The organism is Rhodoferax sp. RT4P68 (assembly GCF_056521305.1).
The window spans coordinates 322,491-337,943 of the sequence record NZ_JBWMBB010000005.1; the positions used below are offsets into that span (position 1 = coordinate 322,491).

The 15,453-nt window shown below is 71.6% G+C and carries 17 protein-coding genes; 10 read left to right on the forward strand and 7 right to left on the reverse strand.

What is annotated here, in order from left to right:
• Nucleotides 1–18: 18 nt before the first annotated feature.
• Nucleotides 19–915, reverse strand: a complete 897-nt coding sequence (locus AC099J_RS13450) for a transglutaminase family protein (protein WP_479615762.1) — start codon at nucleotides 913–915, stop codon at nucleotides 19–21.
• An 86-nt stretch (nucleotides 916–1,001) separates the two neighbouring features.
• Here AC099J_RS13450 and creB point away from each other — a divergent pair, with 86 nt between their 5' ends.
• Together creB and creC are read left to right on the forward strand one after the other, a co-directional pair.
• Nucleotides 1,002–1,778 (forward strand): two-component system response regulator CreB, encoded by a 777-nt coding sequence (gene creB / locus AC099J_RS13455; protein WP_479615763.1) that lies wholly within the window; start codon nucleotides 1,002–1,004, stop codon nucleotides 1,776–1,778.
• A complete protein-coding gene (gene creC, locus AC099J_RS13460) occupies nucleotides 1,775–3,232 on the forward strand; it encodes a two-component system sensor histidine kinase CreC (protein ID WP_479615764.1) in 1,458 nt (485 codons plus the stop codon). The genes creB and creC overlap by 4 nt, the downstream gene beginning before the upstream one ends.
• A 43-nt stretch (nucleotides 3,233–3,275) precedes the next feature.
• Here creC and AC099J_RS13465 read toward each other — a convergent pair whose 3' ends face one another.
• The 4 genes from AC099J_RS13465 to AC099J_RS13480 all read right to left on the reverse strand — a co-directional run bounded on the left by AC099J_RS13465 (nucleotide 3,276) and on the right by AC099J_RS13480 (nucleotide 6,914).
• Entirely contained in the window at nucleotides 3,276–3,833 is a 558-nt protein-coding gene (locus AC099J_RS13465) for a HipA domain-containing protein (RefSeq protein WP_479615765.1), read from the reverse strand.
• A gap of 499 nt (nucleotides 3,834–4,332) precedes the next feature.
• Nucleotides 4,333–5,733: a sensor histidine kinase gene (locus AC099J_RS13470; RefSeq protein ID WP_479615766.1), complete on the reverse strand. Its 1,401-nt coding sequence runs from the start codon at nucleotides 5,731–5,733 to the stop codon at nucleotides 4,333–4,335.
• 6 nt (nucleotides 5,734–5,739) lie between these two features.
• Entirely contained in the window at nucleotides 5,740–6,402 is a 663-nt protein-coding gene (locus AC099J_RS13475; protein WP_479615767.1) for a response regulator, read from the reverse strand.
• A complete protein-coding gene (locus tag AC099J_RS13480) occupies nucleotides 6,399–6,914 on the reverse strand; it encodes a PepSY domain-containing protein (protein ID WP_479615768.1) in 516 nt (171 codons plus the stop codon). Before AC099J_RS13480 ends, AC099J_RS13475 begins: the two co-directional genes overlap by 4 nt.
• A gap of 34 nt (nucleotides 6,915–6,948) precedes the next feature.
• Between AC099J_RS13480 and AC099J_RS13485 the strand changes: the two genes are divergently transcribed.
• From AC099J_RS13485 to AC099J_RS13520, 8 genes are all read left to right on the forward strand, one after another.
• Nucleotides 6,949–7,392, forward strand: coding sequence for a DUF1924 domain-containing protein (locus AC099J_RS13485; protein ID WP_479615769.1), 444 nt, complete (start codon nucleotides 6,949–6,951; stop codon nucleotides 7,390–7,392).
• Between the two features lie 77 nt (nucleotides 7,393–7,469).
• Nucleotides 7,470–7,955 carry a diheme cytochrome c gene (locus AC099J_RS13490; RefSeq protein WP_479615920.1) on the forward strand — a complete coding sequence of 162 codons (486 nt, stop codon included), beginning with the start codon at nucleotides 7,470–7,472 and terminating at the stop codon, nucleotides 7,953–7,955.
• A gap of 18 nt (nucleotides 7,956–7,973) precedes the next feature.
• Complete coding sequence (locus AC099J_RS13495; protein WP_479615770.1) at nucleotides 7,974–8,750, forward strand: cytochrome b/b6 domain-containing protein; 777 nt, start codon at nucleotides 7,974–7,976, stop codon at nucleotides 8,748–8,750.
• 147 nt (nucleotides 8,751–8,897) lie between these two features.
• Nucleotides 8,898–9,536 carry a thermostable hemolysin gene (locus AC099J_RS13500; protein WP_479615771.1) on the forward strand — a complete coding sequence of 213 codons (639 nt, stop codon included), beginning with the start codon at nucleotides 8,898–8,900 and terminating at the stop codon, nucleotides 9,534–9,536.
• On the forward strand, nucleotides 9,533–10,984 hold the full coding sequence (locus tag AC099J_RS13505; protein WP_479615772.1) for an AMP-binding protein: 1,452 nt from the start codon (nucleotides 9,533–9,535) through the stop codon (nucleotides 10,982–10,984). The genes AC099J_RS13500 and AC099J_RS13505 overlap by 4 nt, the downstream gene beginning before the upstream one ends.
• Before the next feature lie 18 nt (nucleotides 10,985–11,002).
• Nucleotides 11,003–11,692, forward strand: coding sequence for a TenA family transcriptional regulator (locus AC099J_RS13510; RefSeq protein ID WP_479615773.1), 690 nt, complete (start codon nucleotides 11,003–11,005; stop codon nucleotides 11,690–11,692).
• Nucleotides 11,689–12,639, forward strand: coding sequence for an SDR family oxidoreductase (locus AC099J_RS13515; protein WP_479615774.1), 951 nt, complete (start codon nucleotides 11,689–11,691; stop codon nucleotides 12,637–12,639). The genes AC099J_RS13510 and AC099J_RS13515 overlap by 4 nt, the downstream gene beginning before the upstream one ends.
• Before the next feature lie 23 nt (nucleotides 12,640–12,662).
• A complete protein-coding gene (locus AC099J_RS13520) occupies nucleotides 12,663–13,343 on the forward strand; it encodes a hypothetical protein (protein WP_479615775.1) in 681 nt (226 codons plus the stop codon).
• A gap of 15 nt (nucleotides 13,344–13,358) precedes the next feature.
• Here AC099J_RS13520 and AC099J_RS13525 read toward each other — a convergent pair whose 3' ends face one another.
• Both AC099J_RS13525 and AC099J_RS13530 read right to left on the reverse strand, forming a co-directional pair.
• The gene (locus tag AC099J_RS13525) at nucleotides 13,359–14,711 is read right to left on the reverse strand and encodes an ATP-binding protein (protein ID WP_479615776.1); all 1,353 of its coding nucleotides are present in this window, start codon (nucleotides 14,709–14,711) and stop codon (nucleotides 13,359–13,361) included.
• Between the two features lie 67 nt (nucleotides 14,712–14,778).
• Nucleotides 14,779–15,453, reverse strand: a complete 675-nt coding sequence (locus tag AC099J_RS13530; RefSeq protein ID WP_479615777.1) for a response regulator — start codon at nucleotides 15,451–15,453, stop codon at nucleotides 14,779–14,781.

Genomic DNA, 15,453 nt, shown 5'->3' on the forward strand with positions numbered 1-15,453 from the left:
CGTCCGCAGTCGGCGCGTCTACCGCCGCCGCCGCGTCACTTTGACCACCACCTCCAGCCCCTCGTAGGCATCGGCCTCGCCAAACCAGCTGCCAGCGATCGGTGCGGCGAACGCCGGGTCGCGCGCCACGCCCACGCGCAGCAGGTGGCCGCTGCCCACATGGTTGTTGGTGGGGTCGAACGCCAGCCAACCGGCGCCCGGCAGGTAGGCCTGCAGCCAGGCGTGCGTGGCACCGGCGCCCACCACGCTCTCGCCCGGCTTCTGTGTGTCGGCGTCCAGCGCCGGGTCGTACAAGTAACCCGACACAAAGCGCGTGGCCACGCCCAGGCGGCGCAGCGCCTCCATCATCAGAAGCGCGTAGTCGCGGCAGCTGCCGGCCCCCAGCGCCAGCGTCTGCACCGGCGGTTGGGTGCCCTGCTCGTCGCGCGCCTGGTACTTCAGCTCCTTGTGGATCCAGGCGTTCATGCGGGTCAGTGTCTCGCGCGTGCCGTTGGGCTCGTCCTTGCGCAAAAACTGCTGAGCCCAGCGGATCAGCACGCCCTCGGGGTCTTCATGGTGCGGGCGCAGGTAGTGCTCCAGGTCGAAACGGTCCTGCAGCCCATAGGCGAACGGCAGGTGCTCGGCCGCGGCGTCCAGCGGCAGATGCGTCATCGCCGCCGGCACATGCTCGACCGTGAAGGCGCAGACGATGGTGAGCAGGGTGGCCTGCTCCAGCGGCTGCACCAGCGCGACCGAGTTGGAATGCGGGTCCTGGATCAAGCGCACCGTGGCCAGCGGGCTGACCTGCAGGTCGGTGGCCAGCACCCGCAGGTCGTGGCTGTCGCGCGGGCGGAACATCACGCGGTGCAAGCCGAAACGCACCGGCTTGCGGTAGCGGTAAGTGGTGGTGTGGTGGATGTCGAAAAGCGTCGCCATGGCCAGAGTGTGCGGCAGGACGCGGCAGTCCGCACAGGCCGGGGCCGGGTCGCCGCGTGGGACGGTGCGCTGGGTACCATGCCGCCATGTCACTGCCCGCCGTCGACAGCCGCCCCCGCATCCTGATCGCCGAGGACGAATCCGGCATCGCCGACACGCTGTGCTATGTGCTGCGGGCCGACGGCTATGCGCCGATCTGGTGCGCCACGGCCGGTGAGGCGCTGGTGCAGTTTCGCGCCGAGGTGCCGGCCCTGGTGATCCTGGACGTGGGCCTCCCGGACATGAATGGCTTCGCGCTGTTTCGCCGGCTGCACGAACTGCCCGGCGCCGACGCCGTGCCCATGCTGTTCCTGACCGCGCGCAGCGACGAGATCGACCGCGTGGTGGGCCTGGAACTGGGCGCCGACGACTACATCGCCAAACCCTTCTCGCCGCGCGAACTGGTGGCACGCGTGCGCACCATCTTGCGGCGCAGTGCGCGCGGTGGCGGTGCACCTGCGCCCGCACCTGCGCCCGCAGCGGTGGCGGCGCCGGCGTCCACGGCACCGCCCGTGTTCCAGATCGACGGCGAGCGCCGGCAGATCCGCTACTACGGCCGCGCGCTGGACCTGTCGCGCTACGAATATGGCCTGCTGGCCCTGCTGGTGCAACGCCCCGGCCGCGTCTACACGCGCGACGAGCTGCTGGAGATGGTCTGGGACGACGCCGCGCACAGCCTGGACCGCACGGTGGACGCCCACATCAAGACCCTGCGCGCCAAGCTCAAGGCCATTGCGCCGGATGTCGAGCCCATCCGCACGCTGCGCGGCACAGGCTATGCGCTGCACGAGAACCTGCCCGCCACCCGGCCTGCAGCCCCGTGAGCCGACGCACGCGCATCTTCGTCGGCATCTTGCTGATCTACACGGCGGGCATTGCGTTCCTGCTGTACCGGGTGGTGGGGGACATCGACCCGCGCTACCGCGAATCGGCCGAGGAATCGCTGGTGGACACGGCCCAGCTGATGGCCAGCGTGATCGAGCAGGACGTACAGGGCGACACCATCGACCCGGCGCGGCTGGACCCGCTGCTGCGCACGCTGTACGCGCGCGACTTCGATGCCCAGATCTACGGCCTGCGCAAGACGCGCGTGGAGCTGCGCGTCTACGTCACCGATGCCAACGGCCGCGTCATCTTCGATGCGAACCGCGAGCGCGTGGGCCAGCACCTGGGTGAAGACTTCATCGCCTGGCGCGACGTGCGCTACACGCTGGACGGGCTGTACGGCGCGCGCACCACGCGCGAGGTGGCGCACGACCCGCTGAGCTCGGTGATGTACGTGGCCGCGCCCATCCGCAGCCGCGAGCGCGTGACCATCGGCGTCGTCAGCGTGGGCAAGCCGGTGCAGAGCTTCGGCAAGTTCGTGCAGGACGCGCGCTGGCGCACGATCTGGGTCGGCGTGGGCTCGGCGCTCGCCCTGCTGGTGCTGGCCGTCATCGTGTCGATCTGGCTGGTGCGGCCGTTCGGCCTGGTGCGCGACTACGCCGCCTGGACGCGCACGCAGCCGCGGCTGCGCCCGGGCCCCATGGCGCGCCATGCCGTGGCCCTGCTGCGCGCTGGCGTGCACGAGATGCGCGACGCGCTGAAGGGGCGCAACACGGTCGCCGACTACGTGCAGACGCTCACGCACGAGATCAAGAGCCCGCTCTCGGCCATCCGCGGCGCGGCCGAGCTGCTGGAAGACGCGGTCATGCCCGCACCCGAACGCGAGCGCTTCCTGGCCCACATCACGCACGAGACCCAGCGCATCCAGGAGATCGTGGACCGCATGATGGAGCTGACCGCGCTGGAAAGCCGCCGCGTGCTGGAGCATGCGCAGGCCCTACCGCTGGCGCCGCTGCTCGAGGAGCTGGCCGCCAGCCACCAGGCGGCTGCGGCGGCGCGCGGACTGCGCATCGACCTCACGCTGCAGGCCCGGCCCACCGTCTCGGGCGACCCGTTCCTGTTGCGCCGAGCGGTGAGCAACCTGCTGGCCAACGCGCTGGATTTCGCGCCCGGGGGCAGCGTGGTCGAACTGGCGCTGCACGCCGACGGCCGCCGCGCTCGCATCACCGTGCGCGACCACGGGCCTGGCATTCCGGCCTATGCGCTGGGCCAGGTGTTCCAAAAGTTCTATTCGCTCGCGCGGCCAGGCAGCGGCAAGCGCAGCACGGGGCTGGGGCTGGCGTTCGTGCAGGAGATCGCGCAGCAGCATGGCGGCAAGGCGACGCTGGTCAATGCGCCGGGCGGCGGGGCGTTGGCGACGCTGGTGGTGCCACTGGTGCGGACTTCGGCCTGAGCCACGGGCCGGTGCGCGTGACGCGGCCCCTTGCACGACCCCACTACCCCGCCAGCGTGTGCGCAGCGACTTGCAGGCCGGCCAGGATGCTGTCGGCCACGTGCGCCGGGAAGTCACCCGGCAGCTGTGCACGCACGGTTTCCACCACCTGCGGCGTGCGCTCCACCAGGTCGTCGATCACTGCGTGCGATGGCCGGCCATCTGCGGTGCGCACACCATGGCGTGCGCAGAGTTCCAGCCAGTGCCGGCGCTGGATGCCGCGCATCTTCCAATGCGGGTTCTTGCTGCGGATGGCCATGGCCATCCGGGCGTTGAACGCCGACATCTTGCCCGGCCCCTCGCCCACGATGGGGTAGGCCGATAGCACGTCATCCAACGGCGTGAGGTCGTAGCGGCCGCCCCCGCGCAGGAACAGGCTGAAGTTCTTCGCGTGGCCGTCCGTCGCGCACAGCATCCAGAACACGATCTGCGCCTGGATGAACGTGTGCCGGTCCGCGTCTCGGTTGGCCGACCCGGCCAGCAAGCCCATGATGCGCTCGATGCCCGGCCCGCCGTCTGCCTCGTACTTGAGGTGCGGCGGCACGCCCGTGGCCTGGCACATGTCCTCTTGCGGCAAGCGGACGGGCGGCTGTGGTCGTCTGTCCAACGGCGGTCGAAACGCTCCACCACGAGCACCTGCATGTCATCGAACCGCTGCGGCGCGCAATGCGCAACGGGCTGGCCGTACGCCTGCAATACCTGTGCGCACAGTCACTCGTTTTCCACCGCCTCGCTCAGGTCGTACTGCAGATTGCCGACCAGGCCCATCGGCAGCTTGAAGATGTGCGTCGTGGGTGTCGCGCCATGCGGCCGGCACCACGTTCCGCCAAAGTGCAGCAGCGCTGGCGCTACCAGGCCTCGCCCGCGCCGACCGCGCCCTCGGTCACCGACACGGCATCGGCTTTGCGCAGCACCAGTTCCACGCCCAGGCTGCCAAGCATTACAACCTAGAGATTGTGCGGCCGTACAGGCGCTGGGCCCGACGTATGGGGCATTCACCTCGGTCTGGCCAGCCCCGCCAACGCATCACGCACCGGCCCACGCGCCTGCAGGCCCTCGCCTCACGCGCCCGGCAGCTCAAGCTCCACGCGCAGGCCGCCACCAGGCGCTGCCAGCAGCCGCACGCTGCCGCCGTACAGGCCCACCAGCTCGTGCACGATGGCCAGCCCCAGTCCGCTGCCGGGGACGGACTCGTCCAGCCGCGCGCCGCGTGCCATCACGGCATCGCGCCGTGCGGGCTCGATGCCGGGGCCGTCGTCGTCCACCACGATGTGCAGCCTGCTGCCGGCGGCAGACGCGGCCGCCGCTGCGCTGATGCGCACGTCGTGGCGCGCCCACTTGCAGGCGTTGTCGAGCACGTTGCCCAGGATCTCCTGCAGGTCCTGCAGCTCGCCGGCGAAGGCCAGGTCCGGCGCCAGCGGCGCGCACCGCAGCGCCAGGCTGCGGCCGGCATGCACGCGCTCCAGCACACGCAGCAGACCATCGACCACCGGCTGCAACGCGACCCGCGCGCCCGGCAGGCCCTGCGCCGCAGCGGCCCGGGCGCGTGCCAAATGCCAGTCGACATGCCGGCGCGCGACGCCCACCTGCTCATCGACCAGCGTGGCCAGCTCGGTGGCCGCACCCTGGCGCTGCAGCGCGACAGCGGCCGCCTGCGACATCGCGGCCAGCGGCGTCTTGATCGCATGCGCGAGGTTGCCCGCCTGCGTGCGCGCACGGGCGACCACTTCGGCGTTGCGGTCCAGCACCGCGTTGAAGTCATGGATCAGGGGTTGCACCTCGGACGGAAAGCGCCCGTCCAGGCGCTGCGCCGTGCCCGCATGCACCGCCGCCAGGGCGCCCTGCAGCGCGCGCAGCGGCGCCAGGCCGATGGCCACCTGCGCCAGCGCCGCTGCGCACAGCAGCACCAGCAGCGCCACCAGCGACGCGGCAAGCACGCCGTTGAAGCGGCCGACCGCGCTGGCCGTGGCCTGCAGATCGGCCGCGACGATCAGCCGCCACGGCGTGGCCTGCGCGTCGTCACGCAACACCGTGCGTTCGACCAGCAGCAGTCGCGCGCCATCGGGGCCTGCCACTTCGTGCACATGCACCTCGCCGTTGGCCAGCGTGTCGCGTGGCGGTGACAAGGTGGCATCCCACAGCGACCGGGACCGCAACACCCCCGGCTGCGGTGCGGCGCCCGCCCCGTCCACCTGCCAGTACAGGCCGGAATAGGGGCGCGACCAGCGCGGGTCGCTCAGGGTCTGCGGGTCGATCTGCGGCTGCCCGGCCGCATCGAACGCCAGGCGCGCCGTCACCTGGTCGAGCTGGGCCGTCAGCGCCTGGCTGAATTGCCGCATCACATGGTCGCGGAACAGCCCCGCCAGCAGCAGGCCGGCCAGCACGAGCGCCACCACCAGGGCCACCAGCGTGGCGGCCAACAAGCGAAAGCGCAGCGAGTGCGTCCAGCGGCGGCCGGCCATGTCCGGTCAAGCTCCTGGTGCCAGGCGATAGCCCATGCCACGCACGGTCTCGATGGTGCCGGGTGGCAGCTTGCGGCGCAGCCGGCCGATGAAGACCTCGATGGTGTTGGAGTCGCGGTCGAAGTCCTGCGCGTATAGGTGCTCCGTCAGTTCGGTGCGCGACACCACGCTGCCCGGGCGGTGCATCAGGTAGGACAGCAGCCGGAACTCGTGGCTGGTGAGCGCAACCGGCTGCCCGGCCAGCGTGGCCCGGCCGCTGCGCGTGTCCAGCGCCAGCGCGCCGCACTGCAGCAGCGCGGACGCCAGCCCCTGGGCGCGGCGGATCAGCGCGCGCAGGCGGGCCAGCAGCTCCTCCATGTGGAAGGGCTTGGCCAGGTAGTCGTCGGCGCCGGCGTCGATGCCGGCCACCTTGTCGTGCCAGCTGTCGCGGGCGGTCAGGATCAGCACCGGCAGCGTCTGGCCGGCCGCGCGCCAGCGCTTGAGGATGGTGAGGCCGTCGAGCACCGGCAGGCCCAGGTCGAGCACCGCCACGTCGAACGCTTCGCTGGCGCCCAGGAAGTGGCCGTCGCCGCCGTTGTCGGCCTCGTCGACCACATAGCCGGCGCCTTCGAGGCCTGCGCGCAGCTGGGCGCGCAAGGTCGGGTCATCTTCGACCACGAGCACTCTCACGGCGGCGGCTCCTTCGGGGCTGTGACGCTGCGCTGATCCCCGCGGTGATCCCTGCGCTCGTCCCGGCGTTCATCCCTGCGCTTGACCTTCAGGATCTGCCCGGTCGCGGCGTCGAGCTCCAGCTTGAGCAATGCCCCGCCGGTCTGCAACAGCTTGACCTCGTAGATCCAGCGGCCGTCCTCGCGCTCCAGTTCCAGCTCCAGCACCTGGCCGGGATGGGTGCGTTGAAGCCGCTCCAGCAGCGCCGGCAACGGCAGCACTTCACCGGCCTGCACGGCCGCGCGCGCGCGCTCGTGGTCGCGCTGGTCGCTGCTCCAGGCCGGCGGTACCAGCACGAGCGCCAGCAGCGCCGCCGCCAGCCACGCGCGCAGCGCCGGCCTGGCGCGGGCCGTGCCATGGTGGCAGGGGGGATGGAGCGTTTTCACCCGTGAATTGTCGGCGCCCGATCCTGAACCGCAGATGAACGGCGCCTTCAGCAACGGTTCAAGTGCGCAATCGAAGAATGCCTGCATCGACCGCTGCTGCCGGTCATGCCAAGGAGCCACGATGAACCTCGCCCACCCGCACCCCACCCGCCGCGTGCGACCACGCCGCGCGGTGCGGATCGCAGCCGCCATCGGCCTGGCGGCGCTGCTGCACGCCGCAGCGCACGCCGCCGACACGTCGGCCGCGCAGCAACTGGCCCAGTGGAGCGCGCAGGCCGGCACGCCGGGGCAGGCCGAACGCGGCCGCGTCTTCTGCACCAGCCGCCACGGTGGCGAGTGGTCCTGTGCATCGTGCCACGGCAGCCCGCCCACCACGCAGGGCAAGCACGCCAGCACCGGCAAGACCATCGCGCCGATGGCCCCGGCGGCCAACCCCAAGGCCTTCACCGACGCCGCCAAGACCGACAAATGGTTTCGTCGCAACTGCAACGACGTGCTGCAGCGCGCCTGCAGCGCCGGCGAAAAGGCGGACGTGCTGGCCTACCTCATCCAACTCAAGCCCTGAGCCACCACGCCATGCCGTCCACACACACCCCCACCATGACACCCCGCACCGGACACCGCACCAGGCACCACTCGTGGATGCTGGCCGCCTGGCTGGGCCTGGTCGCCACCGCGCCCGCCCATGCCGACGGTGGCCGGCAGATGCCGCTCAACGTGCCCCCCGCCTACACACAGGAGTGCGCGGCCTGCCACACGGCCTACCCGCCGGGCCTGCTGCCGGCGCGCTCGTGGCAACGGGTCATGGGCAACCTGGCGCAGCACTACGGCACGGACGCCTCGCTCGACGCCGCCACGGTGCAGCAGCTCAGCGGCTGGCTGCAGACCCACGCCGGCACGTACAAGCGCGTGAACGAAGAGCCGCCGCAGGACCGCATCACCCGCGCAGCCTGGTTCGAGCGCAAGCACCGCAAGGTCGAGCCCGCGACGTGGAAGCTGGCCAGCGTCAAGAGCGCCGCCAACTGCGCGGCCTGCCACACCGGCGCCGACCGCGGCGCCTTCGACGACGACAACCTGAAGTTTCCCGAGGGCCTGGCCGCGCACCAGCGCCGCGCCTGGAACGATTGACCGCGCAGGAGCAACGACATGCACACCTCACCCACCTTCCCACCCGGCGCCGCACAGCCCGGCGCCGCACAGCCCCCCGTCAAGGGCGCCAAGCCGCAGCGGCTCGTCATCGACGCGCCCACGCGCGTCTTCCACTGGCTGTTTGCGCTGAGCTTTCTCGGCGCCTACCTCACAGCCGACGGCGAGCGCTGGCGCGCGCTGCATGTCACGCTGGGCTATCTGCTTGCCGGCCTGCTCGCGTTCCGCGTGCTGTATGGCGTGTTCGGGCCTCGCCAGGCCGGCCTGGGCCTGCTGTGGCGCAAGCTGGGCGGCGCGCCGGCGTGGCTGCGTTCGCTCGCGCAGGGCGTCAAGCTGCGCAGTGCAGGACCGATCAACTGGCGGCAAGGCCAGAACCTGCTGATGGCGTTCGCCGTGCTGGCGCTGCTGGTGATGACCGTGCCGCTCACGCTCAGCGGCTACGGCACCTACCACGAATGGAGTGGCGACTGGCTCGAAGAAGTGCACGAGTTCTTCGGCAACGCCTTCCTGGCCGTGGTGCTGGCCCACATCGGGCTCATCGCCGGCATGAGCCTGCTGCGGCGCAAGAACCAGGCGCTGCCCATGCTGACCGGCCGTGTCGACGGCGCCGGGCCGGATCTCGTCAAGCGCAACCCCGTGTGGCTGGCCGCCTTGCTGCTGGCCGCTGCGATGGCCTTTGTCGCCTGGGAGTGGCAGCAGTCGCCGCAGGGGCTGGTCCCGCTGCAGGGGTCTGCGCAGATCGGCGCCGACCGGGACCGGGATGACGACGACGACTGACCGGCCAGCCGCCACCTGCCAGCCGCCACCCGCGACACGCCTGCCGCCTGCTGCTCACTTAATCCAAACTTAATCGGCACCGCCCACCATCCGCCTCCTGAATGCGCCCGCCGTTTGCCGTGGGTGCCGCAGGGAGAGTGAATGTTCATGGCAATGCCCCATCCCCATGGCGATGCGCCGCCGTCGCCCGGCCTGGTGCCGCTCAGGCCCCGGCTGGCCGTGCACGCGCCCGGCGACCCGGGCCGCGCGCAGGTCGAGAACTTCATTCGTGAGGTGTTCGCGCGGCGCTACGGCGCCGATGTCCGGCACTTCGCGCCGCACCTGGTGAGCCTGCAGGACCAGGGCAAGATCGTCGCCGCCGCGGGCTACCGCAGCGCGGCCGACGCGCCGTTGTTCCTGGAACGCTATCTGCCGGCGCCGGTGGAAGCGCTGCTCGCAGCCACTGAAGCCGCACCGCCCACACGCCACAGCGTGGTGGAGGTCGGCAACCTCGCCGCGAACCGGCCGGGCGAGGGTCGCCGGCTGATCGCGCTCTTGGGGCCGCACCTGGCAGAGCAGGGCTTCCAGTGGGTGGTGGGCACCATCACCACCGAACTGCGCCACCTGTTCATCCGCCTGGGCGTCACGCCGCTGGCGCTGGGCACGGCGCACGCAGGTGCCCTGGGCGATGACGCGGCGCTGTGGGGCACCTACTACGACCACGCGCCGGTGGTGCTGGCCGGCCACCTGGGCCTGGCCCTGCGCCTGATGGCCCGGCGGGCCCGTGGCGCGAAGGGCCTGGCATGACGTCGATGGCAAAGGGCACGGGTGTGGCGCTGGACGACGGCGCACGCACCTGGTCGTTCGACGCGCTGCACGCCGAGGTCGCCCAGCTGGCCGCCCGCTTTGCCGCGCAGGGCACCCGCGTGCTCGCCACGCTGATGGACAACTCGCCGGCCTGGATCGTGGCCGACCTGGCCGCCGCTGCGGCGGGCGTCGTGCATGTGCCGCTGCCGGTGTTCTTCACCCCCGAGCAGATCGGCCACGCACTGCGCGCCGCCGGCGTGGACACGGTGCTCGCGCCCGCTGCGCTGGCGCAGCAGTGGCCGGGCGCGCCGGTCTCAGAGTGCGCCATTGCGGGCCGCACGCTGGCAATGGTGCGGCTGCCGGCCACGGCGGTGGCCAAGCCCGCCGGTACGGCCAAGATCACCTTCACCTCCGGCACCACGGGCGCGCCCAAGGGCGTGTGCCTGTCCGATGCGGCCATGCAGCGCGTCGCCGGGGGCCTGGTGACCGCCATGGCGCCGCTGGGCATCCGGCGGCACCTGTGCGCGCTGCCGTTCGCGGTGCTGCTGGAGAACATCGCCGGCGTGCTGGCACCGCTGCAGCACGGCGCCACCTGCGTGGTGCTGCCGCTTGCGCAACTGGGCCTTGCCGGCTCGTCCAGTTTCGACGCGGATCGCTTTCACGCCGTGGTGCTGGCCCAGCAGCCGCACAGCCTCATTCTTCTGCCGCAGATGCTGCGGGCCTGGGTCGGCCACCTGCGCCAGAGCGGCCAGCGCGCACCGGCCTGCCTGCGCATGGTGGCCGTGGGCGGCGCCGCCGTGGGCGGCAAGCTGCTGCAGATGGCGCAGGCCGTGGGCATCCCGGCCTGCGAGGGCTATGGCCTGTCGGAAGGCGCATCGGTGCAGACGCTGAACCTGCCCGGCGCCGACCGGCCCGGCAGCGCCGGCCGCGCCCTGCCGCACGCACGCATCCGCATCGCGGCCGACGGCGAGGTGGAGGTGGCGGGCAGCCTGTTCAACGGCTACCTGGGCAGCACCGAGGCACCACCGCCCTGGTGGCCCACCGGCGACCTGGGCACGCTGGACGCCGACGGCTACCTGCACATCCAGGGCCGCAAGAAGCATGTGCTGATCACCGCCTTCGGCCGCAACGTCTCGCCCGAGTGGGTGGAGACGGCGCTGCGCAGCGAGAACGCCATTGCGCAGGCCGTGGTGTTCGGCGATGGCGAGCCGGCGCTGGGTGCCGTGCTCTGGCCGCAGCGTGCCGACCTGCCGGATGCCGACCTGCAGGCCGCCGTGGACGCAGCCAACGCCACGCTGCCCGACTACGCGCGCGTGCAGCACTGGGTGCGCGCCCGCGCCGATTTCAGCGTGGCCAGTGGCCTGGCCACTGCCAACGGCCGCCCGCAGCGCGCGGCCATCCATTCACTGCATGCGGACGCGCTGACAGCGCCGCACGCCATCGCCTGACTCCGGAGCCTGACCGCCATGAACTTCTACCAACGACTGGTCCACGAGACCGCCGACGCCCGCATGGGCCTGCTGGGCACGCCCATCATCCAGGGCTGCCTGCGCGGCGAGGTCTCGCTGCCCAGCTACCTCGCCTTCCTCACCGAGGCCTACCACCACGTGCATCACACCGTGCCGCTGCTGCGCGCCTGCAAGGCGGCGCTGTCACCGGCGCAGCAGTGGCTGAACGGCCCGCTGGATGAGTATGTCGAGGAAGAGGAAGGCCACGACCTGTGGATCCTGGACGACATCCGCGCCTGCGGCGGCGATGCGGACGCAGTGCGCGAAGGCGCACCCGGCCATGCCACCGAGGTCATGGTCGCCTATGCCTACGACACCATCGCGCGGCGCAACCCGCTGGGCTTCTTCGGCATGGTCCATGTGCTGGAGGGCACCAGCGTCTCACTGGCGCTGATGGCGGCCGACCAGATCCAGAAGCCGCTCGCCTTGCCCGACGCGGCCTTCAGCTACCTGCGCTCGCACGGCACGCTGGACCTGGAGCACACGGCCCACTTCGAATTGCAGATGCAGCAGATCGAATCGCCCCGCGACCAGGCCGACATCGTGCATGCCGCCCGCGCCTTCTACCGGCTCTACGGCGACGTGTTCCGTGGCCTGCCGTTGCCAGCCGTGCAGCGCGCAAGCCAGCCGCAGGCGGTGGCAGCATGAAGCCGCGTGATGCCCGCGTGCTGTTGACGGGTGCCACGGGCGGCATCGGCCAGGCGACCGCCCAGGCCCTGGTGCAGGCCGGCGCCGCCGTCATGCTGGTGGGCCGCTCGCCGGCCAGGCTGTCAGCCCAGGCGCGCTCGCTGCAGGCGGGCGGCAGCGCCGTGCCGGTCGCCTGGCACGCGGCCGACCTGGCGCACAGCGACAACCTGCCGGCCGTGGCCGACGCTGCGGCCGCCTGGGGCTGCAACGAGCTGGTGCACAACGCCGGCGTGCCGGGCTTCGGCCGCATCGAGGCGCTGAGCGCCGCCGAGATGGCGCAGCTGGTGCAACTCAACCTGATGGCCCCCATGCTGCTCACACAGGCCCTGCTGCCGCACCTGCGCGCGCAGGCGCAGGCCAGCGTGGTGTTCGTCGGCTCGGTGCTGGGCCGCCTGGGGCTGCCCGGCTTCAGCGTGTACTGCGCCAGCAAGTTCGGGCTGCGCGGCTTCGCGGAGTCGCTGCGCCGCGAGCTGGGCGACAGCTGCGTCGCCGTGCAGTACCTGGGGCCGCGCAGCACGCGCACGGCCTTCAACACCGACGCCGTGGCCGCCTTCAACCGGGCCACCGGCACCGCGATGGACCCGCCCGAGATCGCCGCGCAGGCCCTGCTGCAGCTGCTGCAGAGCGGCGCGGCCGAGCGCTTCATCGGCTTCCCGGAAAGCCTGGCGGTGCGCGTCAATGGGCTGGTGCCCGCGCTGCTGGATGGCGCCTTCGCCAAGCACCGCCAGAGCCTGCCTGCCGTGCCGCCCACTGCGCCGGCCGCAGCGCCCACGACTGCACCCGCATTCGCATTCGCATTCGCATCCGCACCTGCATCTGCATCTGCATCTGCATCTGCATCTGCATCTGCATCAGCACCCAACCCCGCCGCCGCCGCCGACCACACGCTGATGCGCGGCGCGCTTTGAACCACGACAAGGACTAGCCTTCCATGACCCCCAAAACCCCCCTCTTGACCCTGCACCGCCGCTGGCTGCTGCACGGCCTGGCCGCCGCCGTCGCCGTGCTGGCGATGCCCGGGCTGCACGCCCAGGGCGCCACCGCCGGCGATGCCGTGACCGAGCTGCAACACGACTGGGAACGCATCCGCTACCAGAGCCCCGCCGCCGACCGCGAGAAGGGCTTCGAGGCCCTCTCGGCCAAGGCACACAAGGTCAGCGAAACCTTTCCCGGGCGCGCCGAACCACTGGTGTGGGAGGGCATCATCGTCAGCTCATGGGCCGGCGAGAAAGGTGGCCTGGGCGCGCTGGGGCTGGTCAAGCAGGCCCGGGCGCTGTACGAGGCGGCGATCGCCATCGACGGCAACGCGCTGGAAGGCTCGGCCTACAACAGCTTGGGCGTTCTCTACTACAAGGTGCCCGGCTGGCCCGTGGGCTTTGGCGACAAGGCCAAGGCCAAGGACCTGCTGCAAAAGGCGCTGGCGCTGAACCCCAACGGCATCGACCCCAACTTCTTCTACGGCGAATACCTGGTGGAAACCAAGCAGGCGCAGCAGGCCGTGGCCTATCTGGAACGTGCACTGCAGGCGCCCGCACGCCCCGGCCGCCAGGTGGCCGACACCGGCCGGCGCGAGGAAGCGCGCGAGCTGCTGGCGAAGGCCCGGGCCAAGTAACGGAAAGGGTGGCGCTCAGCGCGGCGCCGTGCCGAAGCGCAGCTCCACCTGCACGCCGGTGCCATCCGCCAGCGTGCCGAAGCGCAGGTCCAGGCCGTGCAGTTCTGCGATGCGCCGCACGATGGAGACACCCAGGCCGCTGCCGATCTCCTGCTGGCCGTCGGGCCGGTAGAAACGCTCGCCCAGCCGCCCCAGCTGCTCGGCCGTGAGCGCCGGCCCCTGGTTCTGCACCTCGATGCGCTCGGGCAGGATGCGCAGCAACACCGGCGTGCCCATGGGCGCATAACGCACCGCGTTGTCCAGCAGATTGCGCAGCAGCACGGTGAGCAGGTGGGCGTCACCCAGCAACGGCAGCGGGTGCCGGCCGGCGGGCGGCCATTCGCAGGCCAGCTCGATGTTGCGGCGCTCGGCCAGCGCCAGGCAATCGCCCATGGCCAGCTCGACGATGGGCGTCCACTGCACCTCGCGCAGAGCGGGCGCGGCGCCCGATTCGACGCGCGACAGCGCCAGCATCTGCGTGACCAGGCGGCCCAGGCGGTCCAGGCCGGCGCTGAGCTTGGCCTCGGCCTGGGCGCGTTCAGCCGGGTTGCCGGAGCGGCGCACCACATCCCATTGCGCGCTCAGCACCGCCAGCGGCGTGCGCAGCTCATGGGCGGCATCGGCGGTGAACTGCCGTTCGCGCACCAGCAGCTGGTCGATGCGGGCGAACAGGCCATTCATCGCGCCCAGCAGCGGCTTGAGCTCGGCCGGCGCCCGCGCTTCGTCCAGTGGCTGCAGGGCGCCGGCGGGCCGTTGGCGCAGCTCCTGCGTGAACTGGGCCATGGGCGCCAGCGCGCGTCGCACCGCCCACGCCATGGCCACCAGCAGGACCGGCAGCACCAGCAGCCACGGCACGACCTGCGACATGGTCAGCCCATACACCAGCTCGTCACGCTCGTAGACACGCTGACCGGACGCCACCAGCCAGCGGCCATCGAAAGACTGCAGGTAGTACACGCGCCAGGCGCTGCCCTGCACGTCTTCGTTGACAAAGCCGCTGCGGTTGGGCCGGTAGGGCAGCTCGACGCCCTCGCGGTCGAACAGCACCAGCTGGCCCCCGCGCTCCCACACCGCCACGGCCAGGTCGTGCACATCGGCTGCGCCCGCATCGCTGGCGCCTTCCAGCGGCGCGGCTGGCAGCAGCGGCGTCTGCAGCGACAGACCGGCGCCCAACGTGGCCTGCACCTGGCGCGCCAGGCGGATGAGCTCGGCGTCGAACAGTTCATTGACCTCCAGCCGGGCACGGCTGACGGAAAAGTACAGTGCCACGCCCCAGACCAGCGGCGCGCAGACCAGCAGATACAGCAGGAGGCGGCGCTGCAGGCTCACGGCCGCACCCTGCGGCTGCCGGCCCGTCCGGCCGGGCGGATGCGCGCTTGCCGACCTGGCACTGCGCTCACGCTGCGGCCTCGCCCGAGCCCAGGGCGTAGCCCACGCCGCGCACGGTGCGCACGATGTTCGGGTCGATCTTGCGCCGCAGGTGGTGGATGTGCACCTCGAGTGCATTGCTCTCCGGCTCGGTGCCGCTCCAGTCGTAGAGCTTCTCCAGCAGATGCGCCTTGGACAGCACGCGCTGCGACTGGCCGAGCAGCGCCTCCAGCAGCGCCAGCTCGCGCCCGGTCAGCTCGACCCGCGCGCCCTTCCAGCGCACCACCTTGGTCGCAGGGTCGTATTCCAGCGCGCCGTGCTGCCAGGCGGCCTGGGCCTGGCCTGCGGAGCGCCGCACCAGCGCACGCAGCCGCGCGGCCAGCTCGTCGATGGTGATGGGTTTGACCAGGTAGTCGTCGGCCCCGGCGTCCAACCCTTCGATGCGCTGCTCGACCCCGTCGCGCGCGGTGAGGATCAAGAGCGGCAGCTTGAGCCCGCGCCCACGCCAGCGCCGCAGCCACTCCATGCCGTCGCCGCGCGGCAGGCCGAGGTCGAGCACCACGGCGTCGAAGGCCGCGCCGGCCAGCGCCGCGTCAGCCTGGGCACCGTCGCCGAACCAGTCCACCGCATGGCCCCTTTGACGCAGGCCAGTGGCCAGGGCGTCGCCCAGCAGCACATCGTCTTCCACGATCAACAAACGCAT